This is a genomic window from Pseudogemmobacter bohemicus (genome assembly GCF_003290025.1).
In the GTDB taxonomy this organism is placed as follows: domain Bacteria; phylum Pseudomonadota; class Alphaproteobacteria; order Rhodobacterales; family Rhodobacteraceae; genus Pseudogemmobacter; species Pseudogemmobacter bohemicus.
In genome coordinates this window covers 394386-408465 of sequence record NZ_QNHG01000004.1, presented here as the reverse complement: position 1 = coordinate 408465, position 14080 = coordinate 394386, and the positions used below count along the sequence as shown (strand labels likewise).

Sequence of the window (14080 nt, the reverse complement as noted above, 5' to 3'; positions counted from 1 at the left end):
GATCAGCCTTTCAGCAGCGGCAGGATTTCCGCGATCAGGCGCGAAGCGGGCAGAGAGAAACGGGCCACTTCCGGGCTGACATTTACGAGCCCCGCGCTGAGCGCAGCATTGCGCACACGGTCGTCAGCACCACGGTCGGTTTGCCAGTCCGATTTGACGGTGACACTGCCGTCAGCGCGCATCACAATATGGACAGCGAAGGTCTCGCCCGCTTCCACGCGGTCAATTGCTTCCTCGCTCCGCAATACCCCACGAAAGCCGGAACCCTGCTTCTTAGTCCGCTCGCCTGACCCGCTGAGCCAGCGCGCCAAGGTGTCAATCGTGGGACGCGGCAGGCCGAATTCAGCGGCAATCTGTGCGAAACGGATGGTGACGGCAGCGGCAGCGTCATAGAGGAAGACGCGGCCTTGCTGAGAGGTCGGGGGCAAGAAGTGGCGTTGCACGAGGTTGCGCAGCCCCTTCTCAAATTGGGCGTGCGTGTCGTCTTCAATGGCATCAAGCCGTGCGAATTTCGCGGCAATGTCGGCCAGGGTATAAGTGTTCATCGGTGCTACTCCGCAGCTTCTTGGCTCATTATCTCACTTTTGAGTTGTAGAGTCCAGAATAATCTGCCATACACTTCACATCCCAGAAGTGGGTTCCATAGTTTCTCCTTGCAAACGGCGGGGGCGGTTTGCAGATCGCCCCTACCACCAACGCTGCCGGGCGGTTTCGTCCTCCACCGAACACCTGGCGGTTAGCGCCCTCTCGATCCGGCAATACGGGGCCGTCAGTTCGAGAGGGCGTTTTCATGTGAGGACAAGAGAGGGCGCCCCCATGAGTCTAGAAGCCGCTTGCAAGGCTGATCGCCGTTTCGCCCGCCGTTTTCCTGATCGAGAATGTTGGTTGCGCCCTGCCACGCCTGCCGAGCGCAAGGCCATGTTTGGGACCGGGGTGGATGGTGGCTGCCCAGCCTCGATCCAGGTGGGCACACCGTCCAGCCACTCTTGCAGAGGGTCGGCGGCGAGCACTTTCAGTTGATCATTGAGCCGCTGGGCTTCTTCCTGTTGCTTGATCAGCGACAGGGTCATGTCGTCCACCGCACCGCCCGAGAGCCGTGCGGCCTCTGGTGCCCGAGCAACTTGCTCACCGCTTCCAGCGGAACGCCTTTGTTCAGCATGGCGGTGGCGATGGTCTTTCGCAGCGTGTGAGCGCCCAGCGGCTTTGGCCGGACTTTTTCCCATACATCTCTCGGATGCTCTTTCCTGACCTGCGCTCCGGCATCCTTCGGCGCTGGGAAGACGTAGATCGTGGAGCGGCGGGGCAGGGCGGCGAGAAACTGCACCACATAGGGCGGCAACCCGAAAACCTTGTCCTCATCTGTTTTTGTAGCGCGCCGCCGGGATGGTCCATGTCGCCGCCGTAAGATCCAGATCAGCCCAGCGCATCTCCCGCGCCTCGATACCGCGCGCCGGGATCAGCATCAGGAACCGGATCAGCGCAACACCTACAGGATATTTATCCTGCACCGCCGTCAGGCGATCTGAGAGCGCGCCCATGTCGTCCAGGGTGAAGATGTCCAGCCGCCGTTTCGCGGTGCTTTTCTCGATCCCTTCCAGTGGGTTTGCCAGGCGCGCCAGTGACCGGTGTACCGGATAAAATCTGGCTGATGGACACGCGGGCCTGCGCCATCAACGACGCACTTCGGCACCGGGCGGGGAAACTGGATCTGCAACACGCCGCGAAGCATAAGTGGTTCGAGATGACGGAGCGCTATATCCGGAGCCGCGACGAGGGCGCGAACAAGGTCATTCAGCTGCGCAATGGAACGAGAAGCCGACGTCTTGGTTTCGCCTTAACACAGGCGTAACGCAGGGAATAACATAGGTTTTTGATCAGTCCATCGTAACAGGCTGATATTACTCTATTTCAGTGGTGAGCCCGACAGGATTCGAACCTGTGACCCACTGATTAAAAGTCAGTTGCTCTACCAACTGAGCTACGGGCCCACCGTGGTTGTGGCGTTTAAGGAAGGTCGTCGGGAGGGTCAAGTCCCGCAGCGCCTTTTTTAAACATTTTTCCGAACCACAGTTTTTTGTTGGTTTGAGCTGCTGCCGGTTTCGTGGACAGCGGGTTAAGCCAGCTTAGCATGTGCTTCGAACTCCATCTGATCCTGAAAGGCCCGGCGATCCGGACATCGCCGTTGCTCAGGCTGAATGTGACGGCGGGCTGGCCGCGGCGCCACTTCTGGACAGGTGGGAAGTTGTGCGTGATGCCTTCGCCTACACATCCTCTACGGTCGCGTCTGGGCGTTAATTCAAACCGAGATGTTTGGGCCTACAATTCCTCGCGCGATTTGCTCGGGGAAAACATGCGGTCGATGATTGCGACCTACAACGCCGAAGTCGCAAGATTGCCGCTCAAGCCTGAAGCCCTCGCGACGGCCGAGTTCGTTACTTCCGATCCGCGCAGAATAAAATGGTCAAGTAGCCTCGTTTCTCGTCTCGAACGGGGACAACTGGGGGTCTTTTCGACCGAAAACATGGTCGTTTCGACCTATCGCCCGTTCCAAAAGGCATGGATTTACTACGACAAGATGTTCATTCATCGCCCAGGACAGATGTCGAGCATCTTTCCTGAACCAAATGTCCCCAACCTTATCATAAGTGTGCCCTCGCCGGGCAATGTAACCCCATTCTCGGCCCTCATGACCGATTCAATGCAAGATCTTTCAGTGACCGCTGCCAAAGCAGGGACGCAGTGCTTTCCCCTCCATTTTTTTGATAGCGGAGAGGGCGATGAAGGCGGGTTTTTCGCTGATCAGTCGGGCAAAACCACACAGCGTTATGCGATCACTGACACGGGCCTAAAGCACTTCCTAGACGCCTACCCCGGCGAGGCGATCACCAAGGAAGACCTTTTCTACTACGTCTATGGCCTGCTGCATTCCGAGGATTACCGGGCGAAATACGCCGACAACCTGTCCAAGGAACTGCCCCGCATCCCCCGCGTGAAAACCGCCGCCGACTTCTGGGCCTTCAGCCGCGCGGGCCGCACCCTCGGCGACCTGCATGTGAACTATGAAACCGTCGAACCCTACCCGGTCACGATCAAGCAAGGCGATCTGCGCCTCGCCGACATCAAGAACCCCGAGGCCTTCTACCGCGTCACGAAATGGGCCTTCGGCAAGAACGGCAAGGAAAAGGACAAGACCACCGTTATCTACAACGCCAACATCACCATGCAGGACGTGCCCTTGCCGATCCTGCTGCTGGCCCTGACGCTCGCCTCGCCCGCGTTGGGCCAGAACTTTTCCTGCCGGATCGGCACGCAACCCGCCTGCCTCGACTATGGCGACAAGGTCTGTTCAAGCAGCGGTATGTGCGTCGATCAGAACGCCGCCTGTTTCGACAAGTATCAATGCAACTACGAGGGGTTCACCTGCAAATCGAACGTCACGGAATGTGCCGAGACCCATGATGCACTGCTGAGAAAGCACAACGAGCTGGTCGACGATTTCAACGAGAACCTCGAATTGGCGAGAGGTATGGCCACCCGCCTGGATGAAATCGAGACCTGCTTGCTATATGCAGGAAATCTTGACGATGCAAAGTCATGTGGGCGGTAAATTATAGACGAGTAGCCTCCGTCAACGAGGCTAGCGGCTCTCCACCCAACTTGAGACCATTACCTGTCTGCCGCTCGCTGGAAGATCCCCAAAAGCTCTGAAAAGACCGTTGCGGACGCCGTGAATGGCAAATGCGGACCGAAACCTGTCAATTGCGGCAAGTTAGCCCGCAGCTGACAACAGCAACAACGCCGGTCAGAACCACTGACCGGGCTCCATCAGGCCCAGATCCATCAGTTGCTGGCTGCCCCAGCGGAAGGGTTCCGAGCTGTGCCAGCGGAAGCTGCGGATCTCGCTGCGGCTGCCGGGATTGGTGCGCAGCGCCTTGGCGGTGCGGAAGGAGCAGATTGCCGCACTCAGATTGTGGTGCCAGGGGCAGGAATAGGTGTTCATCTCCTCATCCGAGAAGGTGAAATCGGGCCGCAGCTTTGCGCCTCTCGTCGCACGGAACAGCGAGATGCGGTCGATTTTGCGGCGCGTCCAGGGGACATGTTCCTCGAACCGCCAGCGCAGGCCGCCGAAGAAATCCATCTGGCGCTCTTTTTCCGTCCAGTCCTTTTCGGGATCCTTGCGCTGCAGCGCGTAATAGCCGGCACGGTCGAGATGGGCATCCTCAAGCGACACGGCATTGGGATGGGCAATCAGATCGCAGGCATAAAGATCAACCACATAGCTCAGCATCGCGGAGCGGCGCTCTTCGGTGTGGAACGTGGTCAGATCGCGGATCGAGCGGGTCTCGCAAAAGGGGAAGAACAGGAATTCCGCGTTGTAGCAGTAAAAGATCCACTCACCCGGGATCGCCAGCGCGATCTGGTTCACCGCATTGACCAGCGCGTCCTCGACAAAGGCATCGGCCAGGACGCGATCGATCTGCTCTTCCAGCTCGGGGGGGACGATGATCTCCTCGCCGGCCAGCAACACAACCCGGCCAAAACCCAGATCGAGGTGATGGCGCAACGTCGCCGCCAGCTCGCAATTATCCTCGGCGAGGATCAGGGCGACCGGGCCTTTCAGCGCTTTGCCGGAGGCGCCTCCCGCAATGGGCCTCACCTTTTCCACAAACTCGCTGATTGAACTATATTGCATCTTACGCCCGGGATGGTTTGGCGGCACCGTTCGGGCCTTGCGGCAGAGTCCGCTATCCCGGCGTCGAAGACAAGAGCGCCGAAGCCTGTCTGGCTGTGGCTGCACCGGGGCTGCATCGGGGGGGGCATCACCGGGGCGCAGCATCGGGGCTGCCCGGGCATGGCGTTGCCCCGACCGCTGCCCGCGTGTAAAAGCGCCCTCCAGGAGGCCCGCAATGTCGAACCCCGAAAGCCTGACCCAGACCGCAGACAGCGCCGCCGGCGGCGCAACGGGCGGTGAAACCGGCACGGAAATGGTGAAGAAGCTCTTCATCAAGACCTATGGCTGTCAGATGAATGTCTATGACAGCGAGCGCATGGCCGAGGCCATGGGCGCGAAGGGCTATGTGCTGACCGAAACGGCGGATGATGCCGATATGGTGCTGCTCAACACCTGCCATATCCGCGAAAAGGCTTCGGAAAAGCTTTATTCCGATCTGGGGCGGCTGAAGCCGCTGAAACGGGAAAAGCCGGATCTGAAGATCGGGGTCGCGGGCTGCGTCGCCCAGGCCGAGGGCGAGGAGATCCGTCGCCGGATGCCGCTGGTCGATATCGTGGTTGGCCCGCAGGCCTATCACCGGCTGCCGGCAATGGTCGAGGCCGGCGGTGCCCAGGTCGATACCGATTTCCCGGTCGAGGATAAGTTTGAACATCTGCCGCAGCGGAAGGGCTATCGGGGCCCGACGGCGTTTCTCACCGTGCAGGAGGGCTGCGACAAATTCTGTGCCTTTTGCGTGGTGCCCTATACGCGGGGCGCCGAGGTCTCGCGGCCTGCCGCCCGCCTGATGCGCGAGGCGCGTGAACTGGTTGAACGCGGCGTGCGCGAGATCACGCTTCTGGGGCAAAACGTCAACGGCTATCACGGCGAGGGGGAGGGCAGGGACTGGACGCTGGCCCGGCTGATCCGTGAACTGGCGGAAATCGACGGGCTGGATCGCATCCGCTATACCACCAGCCATCCAAATGACATGGATGACGACCTGATCGCCGCCCATGGCGATGTGCCGCAGCTGATGCCCTATCTGCATCTGCCGGTGCAATCGGGTTCGGACCGTATCCTCAGGGCGATGAACCGCAAACACACCCGCGATCAGTATTTCCGCCTGATCGACCGCATCCGGGCGGTGCGGCCCGATATTCTGATGACCTCGGATTTCATCGTGGGTTTCCCGGGCGAGACCGACCAGGATTTCGCCGATACCATGGATCTGGTGGCCCGTGTCGGCTATGGCGCGGCGTTCTCCTTCAAATATTCCGCCCGTCCGGGCACGCCTGCGGCCGAGAAACCGCCGGTCGAGGCAGCCCTGGCCGATTCCCGGCTGCAGGCGCTGCAAAAGCTGATCCTTGACCAGCAACATGCGGCCCAGGCGGCGATGGTCGGGCGCGAGATTTCCGTCCTTTACGAGAAACCGGGGCGGCTGCCCGGGCAGATGGTCGGCAAATCCGATCATCTGATGGCGGTTCACGTTACCGATTCACAGGGACGAATAGGAGACCTTGTGCGGGCGCGGGTGACAGCTTCGTCCTCTAACTCCCTTGCGGCCGAACGGCTTTTCTGAACGGTCTCCGTGCCGTGAAAACGACAATTTCCAGCGGCCTGTGCCATTGTTTCCCGGCCCGCGAATGGGGCATCGCGAACACATCATCTTGTGTGCAACTGAAAGTTGAACTCCACATAAATGAAACGGTTGCGGTAAATTTTTCTTTACTTGCGCGTGACCCCGGGTCAAATCTGCACCTGCTGCACAAGACATATAGGGGGCTGGCTGTGAACATGTTTTCACGCGCCGCGCGGATGATGGGCGCCGGGCTGGTGCCGGCTGCGACCGCGCTTGCAATCGCGATTTCCGGAGGCACAGCCGCGTTGTCCCAGAGCACGATCGACCGCAGGGTCGTGACCGGCCAGATCGAATGGGGCGTCTGGGTCGATGATGACGGCTGTATGCACTGGTGGGCCGATGGCGGTCTCGAAGGCTATATGGTGCCGCGCCGCGACCCGAAAACCGGCATGCCGGTCTGCCTGAAAAAGAACCTCTGCCTGACCGAGAATACCGATCAGCTTTTCGCTACCGACAGCGCGAACCTGACCAAAGCCGGTCGTCAGCGCCTGGCGCAGTTCTTCTCTTCGACCGATGCTTTCGGCTATGCGATCTACGGCCATACCGACAGCCGCGCCTCGGATGAGTATAATATGAGCCTCTCGCAGCGCCGCGCGAAGGCGGTGGCGGATGTCGCCCGTTCGGTGGGCGCCTCGGTCGAGCGCGAGATCGGTTTTGGCGAGCGCAACCCGATTGCCTCGAATGCCTCGGCTGGCGGCATGGCGAAGAACCGCCGCGTCGAAATCGTCTGCTATCGCTGGTAAGGGGGCATGAGCATGAGCGTGAAACTTGTGACAGTGCTGCTCGGGGCCGGCCTGCTGGCAGGCTGTGCCGAGAGTTTCGAGGGAACCGGCCGCTATTCCGGTCCGGATTCGGTGATCGCGACCGGCGTGGACAAGGGCCGTGACCGGGGTGTGCTGCAAAACGGCCGCGCCGCTATCGCCTATGACCCGGATGGATGCCAGAACTGGATCATTGATGACGGTCTCGAAGGCTATTCGACGCCGCGTTTTGATCCGGTATCGGGCCTGCCGATATGCAATGACAAATATCCGCCGGGCACCGTGCTGGGCGATTACCAGTCTGCCAATCCGGGCATCCAGGACCGCGTTCCCGGCCCCGGCCGTAAGACGGTCGTTGTGCGCCGCCCGAACTGATTTGGCCGAACTGAGATGGCCGCACCGAGACGGCCAGGCCCGCGCGCGCGGCCTCTTGCAGATGTGAAGCCAGAGATAACGGGCCGCAGGCATTCCTGCGGCCCGTTTCCGTGCCGTCCTCTTTCATTTACGGGGCCGGCGCCCCATATCGGGCAAGTTGTCATCAAATTCTCATCATTCTCCGCAAGATGTGGTGGTGGCGATGAAAAGTCTTGCCAGATGCCGCGTTCAGGCGCAGCATCGTGATTAAGGCTCTTGCAGGAAGGAGGCCCATTTGGGCATCAGCGCGCTGACCCCCCCGACCAGCCCCGAGGATATGGTGGAAACCGTCCTGGAATTTCCCGACAACCGGCTTCTGATCGGGCTTTGCGGCGAATATGACCGCAACCTTGCCCAGATCGAGCATCAGCTGGGGGTCCATGTGCTCAGGCGTGGCAATCGCCTGACCGTGGTGGGAGCACCCGGCGCGAGGGAGCAGGCAGCGGCCGTTCTGCGCGCGCTCTATGCCAGGCTTGAGGCCGGCCGCAGCGTTGAGGCAGGCGATGTCGACGGGGCGCTGCGTCTTTCGGTGCCGGCCCAGCCGCGTGAGGGGGAACAGATCGAGCTTTTCTCGCCCGGGATGGAGCTGCGAACCCGTAAGAAACCGATCGAGCCCCGCACCGAGGCGCAAAAGACCTATGTGGCGAACCTGTTCAAACATGAGCTGGGTTTCGGCATCGGGCCGGCAGGCACCGGTAAAACCTATCTCGCGGTGGCGGTGGGGGTGACGATGTTCATCTCGGGCGCGGTGGAAAAGATCGTGCTGTCGCGCCCCGCGGTCGAGGCGGGCGAAAGGCTCGGCTTCCTTCCCGGCGATATGAAGGAGAAGGTCGATCCCTATATGCAGCCGCTTTATGACGCGCTGAACGACTTCCTGCCGGCGCGCCAGGTCGAGAAACTCTTTGCCGAGAAACGCATCGAGATCGCGCCTTTGGCCTTCATGCGCGGCCGCACGCTGTCGAACGCTTTCGTGGTGCTGGACGAGGCGCAGAACGCGACCGCGATGCAGATGAAGATGTTCCTGACCCGGCTTGGCGAAGGCTCGCGTATGGTGATCACCGGCGACCGCACCCAGGTCGATTTGCCGCGCGGCGTGACCTCCGGCCTCGCCGAGGCCGAGCGCATTCTGAAAGGGGTGAAGGGCGTCAGCTTCAACTACTTCAACTCGGCTGATGTCGTGCGCCACCCGCTGGTCGCCCGCATCATCGAGGCCTGGGACAAGGACGAGGCTTCGGTCTGAACAAAAGAACTCCCCGGAGCCAGGGCTCCGGGGATGCCTCCGGCGGGGATATTTAAGGACAGATGAAATCAGCAAGAGTGAGCGGTTTTCATCTGTCCTTAAATATCCCGGGGGTGAGCGGCAGGGCCGCGAGGGGGCTGGCCCCCTCTCTTTCGACCTTGCCAGAACCACGGCGTCACGATAGCGCGATGCCCATGGAACAAAGTGTCGAGACCGTTTTCGAGGATGACCGCTGGCAGGCATTCGGGCTGGAGGCGCTGACCGGTGCGGCTGCGCATGCGGTATTTCAGGCGTTCGGGCTTGCCGGTTCCGGCTTTATGATCTCGCTGCTGGCTTGCGATGATGCGCGCATTGCGGCGCTCAACACCGAATTTCGCGGTAAGCCGGTGCCGACCAATGTTCTCTCCTGGCCGTCTGACGAACGTGCGGCGGAAGAGCCGGGCGGCGTGCCGGACCTGCCGGAGCCTGGGGATCAGGACGATCCCGAAGAGCTGGGCGATATCGCCATCGCTTTTGAGACCTGCATGGCCGAGGCCGCCCTTCAGGGCAAGGATCCGCGCCATCACGTCACCCATCTTCTGGTTCACGGCATCCTGCATCTTCTCGGCTATGATCACATTGATGATGAAGACGCCGCGCTGATGGAAAATCTCGAGACGCGGATACTTGCGGGGCTGGGTATTCCTGACCCATACTGAAACGCACCCACATCACGGGTGGCTCTGGACAAAGGGACGATGGGCAGTAGCAGCGACGGGCCGGTTGCGGCGCAGGATGCGGCGGCAATATCAGGGGCGGCAGTTCCGCAAGAGAACGCGGGGCAGGGCGGCCAGAATGCAGCAAAGGGCTTTTTCGGCCGGCTTATCTCGGCCTTTTCCGGCACCGATGGCGATGGTGCGGGCCTGAGCCAGGGGGAGGGCGCATCGCAGGCGCTTGCGTTGCTGGCCGAGGTCAGCGTCGATGACGTAGCCATTCCCAAGGCGGAAATCGTGGCGGTGGCCCTGGATACCGGGCTGGAGGATCTGGTCCATGTCTTTCGAAGCCATGGCTTTTCGCGCTTGCCGGTTTATGCGGAAAGCCTTGACCATCCGCTGGGTCTGGTGCTGCTGAAGGATGTCGCTTTGCGTTTCGGCTTTGGCGCCGAGGGGACGTTTGTGTTGAAAGACCTGCTGCGACCGATCCTTTTCGCGCCGCCTTCGATGCCGGCGGCGGTGCTTTTGCAGAAGATGCAGAAGGAACGCGCCCATATGGCGCTGGTGATCGACGAATATGGCGGTGTTGACGGGCTGGCCACTTTCGAGGACCTGATCGAATCCGTGATCGGCGAGGTCGAGGATGAGCATGACGAGGTCGCGGGCCTCTTGTGGAAAGAGGAAAGCCCGGGCGTGATCCTCGCGCAATCCACCGCCGAGCTGGAGGATCTGGAGGCTGCTTACGGCATTCGTCTGCGTGGCCTTGCGGAGGATGACGATATCGACACGCTGGGCGGGCTGGTTTTCCTGCGCACCGGCCATGTGCCGGTCAAAGGCGAGACGGTGGTGCTGGAAAACGGCGCCACGATCGAGGTGGTCGATGCCGATGTCCGCCGTATCAAGCGGCTCAGGCTGCGGTTGCCTCAGGCCGGCGCGGTGGCTGAATAAGGATCTTGCATCATGCAGTCAGTGCGCACCCGCCTCTTGCGTGAGAGGCTGCGTGATTTTGTGACCGGGGCGGCTGCAGCACTTGGGCTGGCGCCTTTCGGGCTCTGGCCGGTGGCGCTGGTGGGGCTGGCGCTGATCCTGCGACGCGTGGGCGCGGCGCCTTCCGGGCGCGAGGCCTTCTGGCGCGGGCTTTTCGCCGGGGCGGGCTGGTTCGGGCTTTCGCTTAGCTGGATCGTGCAGCCGTTTCTCATCGATCCATGGCGGCATGGCTGGATGGCGCCTTTCGCGCTGTTGCTGATCGCTTTCGGGCTGGGCCTGTTCTGGGCGCTGGCCGGGCTGATTGCACGGCGGGCAGGAGGCGGCGCCCTGGCCTTTGCCCTCGCGCTCTCGCTGACCGAGCTTGCTCGCGGCCATGTGCTGACCGGTTTCCCCTGGGCGCTTCCCGGCCATATCTGGCTTGAGACGCCGCTGATCCAGATGGGGGCGCTGACCGGCGGCTATGGCATGACCACGCTGACGCTGATCGCGCTGGCGGCGCCGTTTTCTCTGGGGCGCTGGCGGGGGGGGGCGGTTTCTGCCGCGATCCTGCTGCTTGCCGCCCTCTGGTCAGCGCAACGGCTTTCGCTGCCCGAGCCCACCCCGCGCGAGATGACCCTTCGCGTCGTCCAGCCCAATATCGCCCAGAACCTGAAATGGGACCCGAAAGAGGCGCGCAGCAATTTCACCCGCCTTCTCTCGATGACTGCCGGAGCGCAGGCGGACCTGGTGATCTGGCCCGAGACCTCGGTGCCCTATCTGGTGGAGGAGGGCGACGGCGCCGCGCTGTCGATCTCGGAAGCGGGCGGGGATGCGCTGGTCGTTGCCGGCTATCAGCGCGATGAGGGGGCGGCGGCCTGGAATACGCTGGGCGTCTTCGGTCCTGGCGGGCAGATCACCCAGACCTTCGACAAGATCCATCTGGTGCCTTTCGGGGAATATATGCCGATGGGGGATCTGCTTTTTGACCGTTTCGGCATCCGCGCTTTCGCGAGCCAGGTCGGGGCGGGCTATTCGGCGGGGCTGAGCCGCAACCTTCTTGATTTCGGGCTCGCGGGCGGGCGGGCGCTGCCGCTGATCTGCTATGAGGCGATCTTTCCCGGCGATCTGGTGACAGAGGCGCGGCCGGACTGGATCCTCCAGGCCACCAATGACGCCTGGTTCGGCACCCTGACCGGCCCTTACCAGCATTTTGCCCAGACGCGGCTGCGCGCGGTCGAACAGGGTCTGCCGCTGATCCGCGCCGCCAATACGGGCATCTCGGCGGTGATCGACGCGCGCGGTTTCCTGGCCCCGGATCTCGAGGGGCGGCCTGCGCGGCTTGAGCTGGGCGCGCAGGGCGTGATCGACGCGCAGCTGCCCGGCGCCCTGGCGCCCCCCCCCTATGCCCGGATGCTGGCGACCGCCGGCGAATGGCCTTTGCTGCTTTTCCTGCTTTTGGCCCTTCTCACCCTGGCGTTTTCCGACCATCGCCGCAGGGATATCCGAACAGGCGCTTGATTGTTCCCCCTATGGGCGCTAAGCGCATGGACACAACCGTCACAACGGCTTCCTGGCGTGACGCGGACCTTTCCAACGGAGCACTTCCCCTATGAGCCGCAAGAATTATGTCTTCACCTCCGAATCGGTTTCGGAGGGGCATCCCGACAAGGTCTGTGACCGTGTTTCCGATGCCGTGCTGGATGCTTTCCTGACCGAGGAAGCCAATGCCCGTGTTGCCTGCGAAACCTTCGCCACGACGAATTGCGTGGTTGTCGGCGGCGAGGTCGGTCTGACCGACAAGGCGGCACTGGCAACGATGCTGGAGCGCGTCGAGACCATCGTGCGCGACTGCGTCAAGGATATCGGTTACGAACAGGACGAGTTCCACTGGAACACGCTGAAAGTGACCAACCTGCTGCATCCGCAATCCGCCCATATCGCGCAGGGCGTCGATAAGGACGGTGCGGGAGACCAGGGCATCATGTTCGGCTATGCCTGCCGGGAAACGCCCGAGCTGATGCCGGCGCCGATCCAGTATTCCCATGCGATCCTGCGCCGCCTCGCCGAGGTCCGCAAATCCGGCAAAGAGCCGACTTTGCGCCCGGATGCGAAATCGCAGCTCTCGCTGCGCTATGAGGACGGCAAGCCCGTCGAGGCGACCTCGATCGTGCTCTCGACCCAGCATTCCGACATCAGCCAGTCCTCGGATGATATACGCGCCATCGTGGAGCCCTATATCCGCGACGTGCTGCCTTCGGGCTGGATCACCGACAAGACCATCTGGCACGTCAACCCGACCGGGTCTTTCGTAATCGGCGGTCCGGACGGGGATGCGGGTCTGACCGGGCGCAAGATCATCGTCGACACCTATGGCGGCGCAGCCCCCCATGGCGGCGGTGCATTCTCGGGGAAAGATCCGACCAAGGTTGACCGCTCGGCCGCCTATGCCGCGCGCTACCTCGCGAAGAACATCGTCGCGGCGGGTCTGGCAGATCGTTGCACCGTGCAGGTCTCCTACGCCATCGGTGTGGCCGAGCCGCAATCGATCTATGTCGATACCCATGGCACCGGCTCGGTTCCGGACGCGGTGATCGAACTGGCGATCCCGAAAGTGCTGGACCTGACGCCGCGCGGCATCCGCACCCATCTGGGTCTGAACCGCCCGGTCTATGCCCGTACCTCGGCCTACGGCCATTTCGGCCGCGCGCCCGAAGCCGATGGCGGCTTCTCCTGGGAGCGCGACGATCTTGTTGCCGCCCTCAAAGCCGCAGTCTGAGACCTTTCTTCTTTCGGAAAAGGGCGCCCTTGCGGCGCCCTTTTTCATGCCCGCGCTTGACCCGCCCGCCTGGGCGCCATAGACGCGCGCCCTGACTGACAACCGCCAGAGGCAAGGCACGATGTCCGAACCCGACACCCCGGAACAGACCCAAACCGAGCCGCGCCGCAACTTCTATGGCCGCTCGAAAGGCAAGACGCTGCGCGCGAGCCAGAAAGATTACCTCGCCAATGACCTCGACGCGCTGCGCCCGCGCGGCGTGACGCGCGACGAGAATCCGGGGCGCGCAAGGATCGACCTCGCGCAATTCGGCAGCCGCCCGCTCTGGCTTGAGGTCGGCTTCGGCGGTGGTGAGCATCTGGTGCATATGGCGGTGCGGAACCCGCAGATCCATCTGATCGGCTGTGAGCCCTTTGTGAACGGCGTTGCCATGCTCCTGGGTAAGATCCGTGCCGCAGGAGTGAAGAACCTCTCGATCCACCCGGGCGATGTGCGCGACCTGTTCGATGTGCTGCCGGATGGGGTGATCACGAAAACCTTCCTGAACTACCCCGACCCCTGGCCGAAGGCCCGCCACCACCGCCGCCGTTTCGTGACGCAAGGCTATCTGACCGAACTCCACCGCGTCATGGCACCCGGAACCGAGTTCCGTATCGCCACCGATATTCCCGACTATGTCCGCCAGGCGCATGAGGAAGTTCCCGTTGCCGGCTTCCGGCTGGAACGTGAGGCAGGCGAAGGCGGTGCCTGGGAAGACTGGATCTCGACGCGCTATGAGCAGAAGGCCTTTCGTGAGGGCCGTTTCCCGCATTACCTGACCTTCCGGCGGGACTGAGCCTGCGGAACGCTCCGCGGGGAGTATTTAAGTCAAGAGGAAGCCG

16 protein-coding genes, 1 tRNA gene and 1 riboswitch are annotated in these 14080 nt (G+C 62.1%); of the genes, 11 read left to right on the top strand and 6 right to left on the bottom strand.

All coding sequences use genetic code 11. The features are described from left to right. Positions 1–2 precede the first annotated feature (2 nt). From DRF71_RS20995 to DRF71_RS20985, 4 genes are all read right to left on the bottom strand, one after another. Entirely contained in the window at positions 3–545 is a 543-nt protein-coding gene (locus tag DRF71_RS20995) for a hypothetical protein (protein ID WP_112312477.1), read from the bottom strand. A 243-nt stretch (positions 546–788) separates the two neighbouring features. Next, positions 789–1070, bottom strand: coding sequence for a hypothetical protein (locus DRF71_RS27660; RefSeq protein WP_157971219.1), 282 nt, complete (start codon positions 1068–1070; stop codon positions 789–791). Further along, complete coding sequence (locus DRF71_RS20990) at positions 1067–1339, bottom strand: tyrosine-type recombinase/integrase (protein WP_157971218.1); 273 nt, start codon at positions 1337–1339, stop codon at positions 1067–1069. The genes DRF71_RS27660 and DRF71_RS20990 overlap by 4 nt, the downstream gene beginning before the upstream one ends. A 16-nt stretch (positions 1340–1355) precedes the next feature. Continuing rightward, positions 1356–1538 (bottom strand): site-specific integrase, encoded by a 183-nt coding sequence (locus DRF71_RS20985; RefSeq protein WP_112312475.1) that lies wholly within the window; start codon positions 1536–1538, stop codon positions 1356–1358. Positions 1539–1618: 80 nt separating this feature from the next. On the opposite strand from DRF71_RS20985, the gene DRF71_RS20980 reads away from it, so the two are divergent. Next, entirely contained in the window at positions 1619–1849 is a 231-nt protein-coding gene (locus DRF71_RS20980; RefSeq protein WP_157971217.1) for a hypothetical protein, read from the top strand. 63 nt (positions 1850–1912) lie between these two features. Here DRF71_RS20980 and DRF71_RS20975 read toward each other — a convergent pair. Next, positions 1913–1988: transfer RNA gene (locus tag DRF71_RS20975), tRNA-Lys, on the bottom strand. Positions 1989–2128: 140 nt separating this feature from the next. Here DRF71_RS20975 and DRF71_RS27655 point away from each other — a divergent pair. Next, positions 2129–3607, top strand: a complete 1479-nt coding sequence (locus tag DRF71_RS27655; protein ID WP_157971216.1) for a type ISP restriction/modification enzyme — start codon at positions 2129–2131, stop codon at positions 3605–3607. 195 nt (positions 3608–3802) lie between these two features. Here the strand turns inward: DRF71_RS27655 and DRF71_RS20965 are convergent, their stop codons facing one another. Then, positions 3803–4693 (bottom strand): glycosyltransferase family protein, encoded by an 891-nt coding sequence (locus tag DRF71_RS20965; RefSeq protein WP_198672302.1) that lies wholly within the window; start codon positions 4691–4693, stop codon positions 3803–3805. Between the two features lie 292 nt (positions 4694–4985). Between DRF71_RS20965 and miaB the strand changes: the two genes are divergently transcribed. The 9 genes from miaB (at position 4986) to trmB (ending at position 14034) form a co-directional block, all read left to right on the top strand. Beyond that, on the top strand, positions 4986–6290 hold the full coding sequence (miaB, locus tag DRF71_RS20960; protein ID WP_112312729.1) for a tRNA (N6-isopentenyl adenosine(37)-C2)-methylthiotransferase MiaB: 1305 nt from the start codon (positions 4986–4988) through the stop codon (positions 6288–6290). Positions 6291–6505: 215 nt separating this feature from the next. Continuing rightward, a complete protein-coding gene (locus DRF71_RS20955) occupies positions 6506–7093 on the top strand; it encodes an OmpA family protein (protein ID WP_232831639.1) in 588 nt (195 codons plus the stop codon). A 12-nt stretch (positions 7094–7105) separates the two neighbouring features. Beyond that, entirely contained in the window at positions 7106–7486 is a 381-nt protein-coding gene (locus DRF71_RS20950; protein ID WP_112312472.1) for a hypothetical protein, read from the top strand. Between the two features lie 274 nt (positions 7487–7760). Next, complete coding sequence (locus DRF71_RS20945; RefSeq protein WP_408634561.1) at positions 7761–8765, top strand: PhoH family protein; 1005 nt, start codon at positions 7761–7763, stop codon at positions 8763–8765. 194 nt (positions 8766–8959) lie between these two features. Next, positions 8960–9463, top strand: coding sequence for an rRNA maturation RNase YbeY (gene ybeY / locus DRF71_RS20940; RefSeq protein ID WP_112312471.1), 504 nt, complete (start codon positions 8960–8962; stop codon positions 9461–9463). A 39-nt stretch (positions 9464–9502) separates the two neighbouring features. Further along, on the top strand, positions 9503–10405 hold the full coding sequence (locus DRF71_RS20935; protein ID WP_112312470.1) for a transporter associated domain-containing protein: 903 nt from the start codon (positions 9503–9505) through the stop codon (positions 10403–10405). Between the two features lie 12 nt (positions 10406–10417). Beyond that, positions 10418–11941, top strand: coding sequence for an apolipoprotein N-acyltransferase (lnt, locus tag DRF71_RS20930; protein WP_112312469.1), 1524 nt, complete (start codon positions 10418–10420; stop codon positions 11939–11941). 33 nt (positions 11942–11974) lie between these two features. Then, positions 11975–12024, top strand: a riboswitch (SAM-SAH riboswitch). Between the two features lie 8 nt (positions 12025–12032). Then, positions 12033–13199, top strand: coding sequence for a methionine adenosyltransferase (gene metK, locus DRF71_RS20925; RefSeq protein WP_112312468.1), 1167 nt, complete (start codon positions 12033–12035; stop codon positions 13197–13199). Positions 13200–13320: 121 nt separating this feature from the next. Further along, positions 13321–14034, top strand: a complete 714-nt coding sequence (gene trmB, locus DRF71_RS20920) for a tRNA (guanine(46)-N(7))-methyltransferase TrmB (protein WP_112312467.1) — start codon at positions 13321–13323, stop codon at positions 14032–14034. Positions 14035–14080 lie beyond the last annotated feature (46 nt).

What these genes read in the sequence shown, in the direction of transcription:
- DRF71_RS20995 (WP_112312477.1), bottom strand. Translation starts at nt 545, where the DNA reads ATGAACACTTATACCCTGGCCGACATTGCCGCGAAATTCGCACGGCTT.
- DRF71_RS27660 (WP_157971219.1), bottom strand. Translation starts at nt 1,070, where the DNA reads ATGACCCTGTCGCTGATCAAGCAACAGGAAGAAGCCCAGCGGCTCAAT.
- DRF71_RS20985 (WP_112312475.1), bottom strand. Translation starts at nt 1,538, where the DNA reads ATGGGCGCGCTCTCAGATCGCCTGACGGCGGTGCAGGATAAATATCCT.
- DRF71_RS27655 (WP_157971216.1), top strand. Translation starts at nt 2,129, where the DNA reads ATGTGCTTCGAACTCCATCTGATCCTGAAAGGCCCGGCGATCCGGACA.
- DRF71_RS20965 (WP_198672302.1), bottom strand. Translation starts at nt 4,693, where the DNA reads ATGCAATATAGTTCAATCAGCGAGTTTGTGGAAAAGGTGAGGCCCATT.
- miaB (WP_112312729.1), top strand. Translation starts at nt 4,986, where the DNA reads ATGGTGAAGAAGCTCTTCATCAAGACCTATGGCTGTCAGATGAATGTC.
- DRF71_RS20955 (WP_232831639.1), top strand. Translation starts at nt 6,506, where the DNA reads ATGTTTTCACGCGCCGCGCGGATGATGGGCGCCGGGCTGGTGCCGGCT.
- DRF71_RS20950 (WP_112312472.1), top strand. Translation starts at nt 7,106, where the DNA reads ATGAGCGTGAAACTTGTGACAGTGCTGCTCGGGGCCGGCCTGCTGGCA.
- ybeY (WP_112312471.1), top strand. Translation starts at nt 8,960, where the DNA reads ATGGAACAAAGTGTCGAGACCGTTTTCGAGGATGACCGCTGGCAGGCA.
- DRF71_RS20935 (WP_112312470.1), top strand. Translation starts at nt 9,503, where the DNA reads ATGGGCAGTAGCAGCGACGGGCCGGTTGCGGCGCAGGATGCGGCGGCA.
- lnt (WP_112312469.1), top strand. Translation starts at nt 10,418, where the DNA reads ATGCAGTCAGTGCGCACCCGCCTCTTGCGTGAGAGGCTGCGTGATTTT.
- metK (WP_112312468.1), top strand. Translation starts at nt 12,033, where the DNA reads ATGAGCCGCAAGAATTATGTCTTCACCTCCGAATCGGTTTCGGAGGGG.
- trmB (WP_112312467.1), top strand. Translation starts at nt 13,321, where the DNA reads ATGTCCGAACCCGACACCCCGGAACAGACCCAAACCGAGCCGCGCCGC.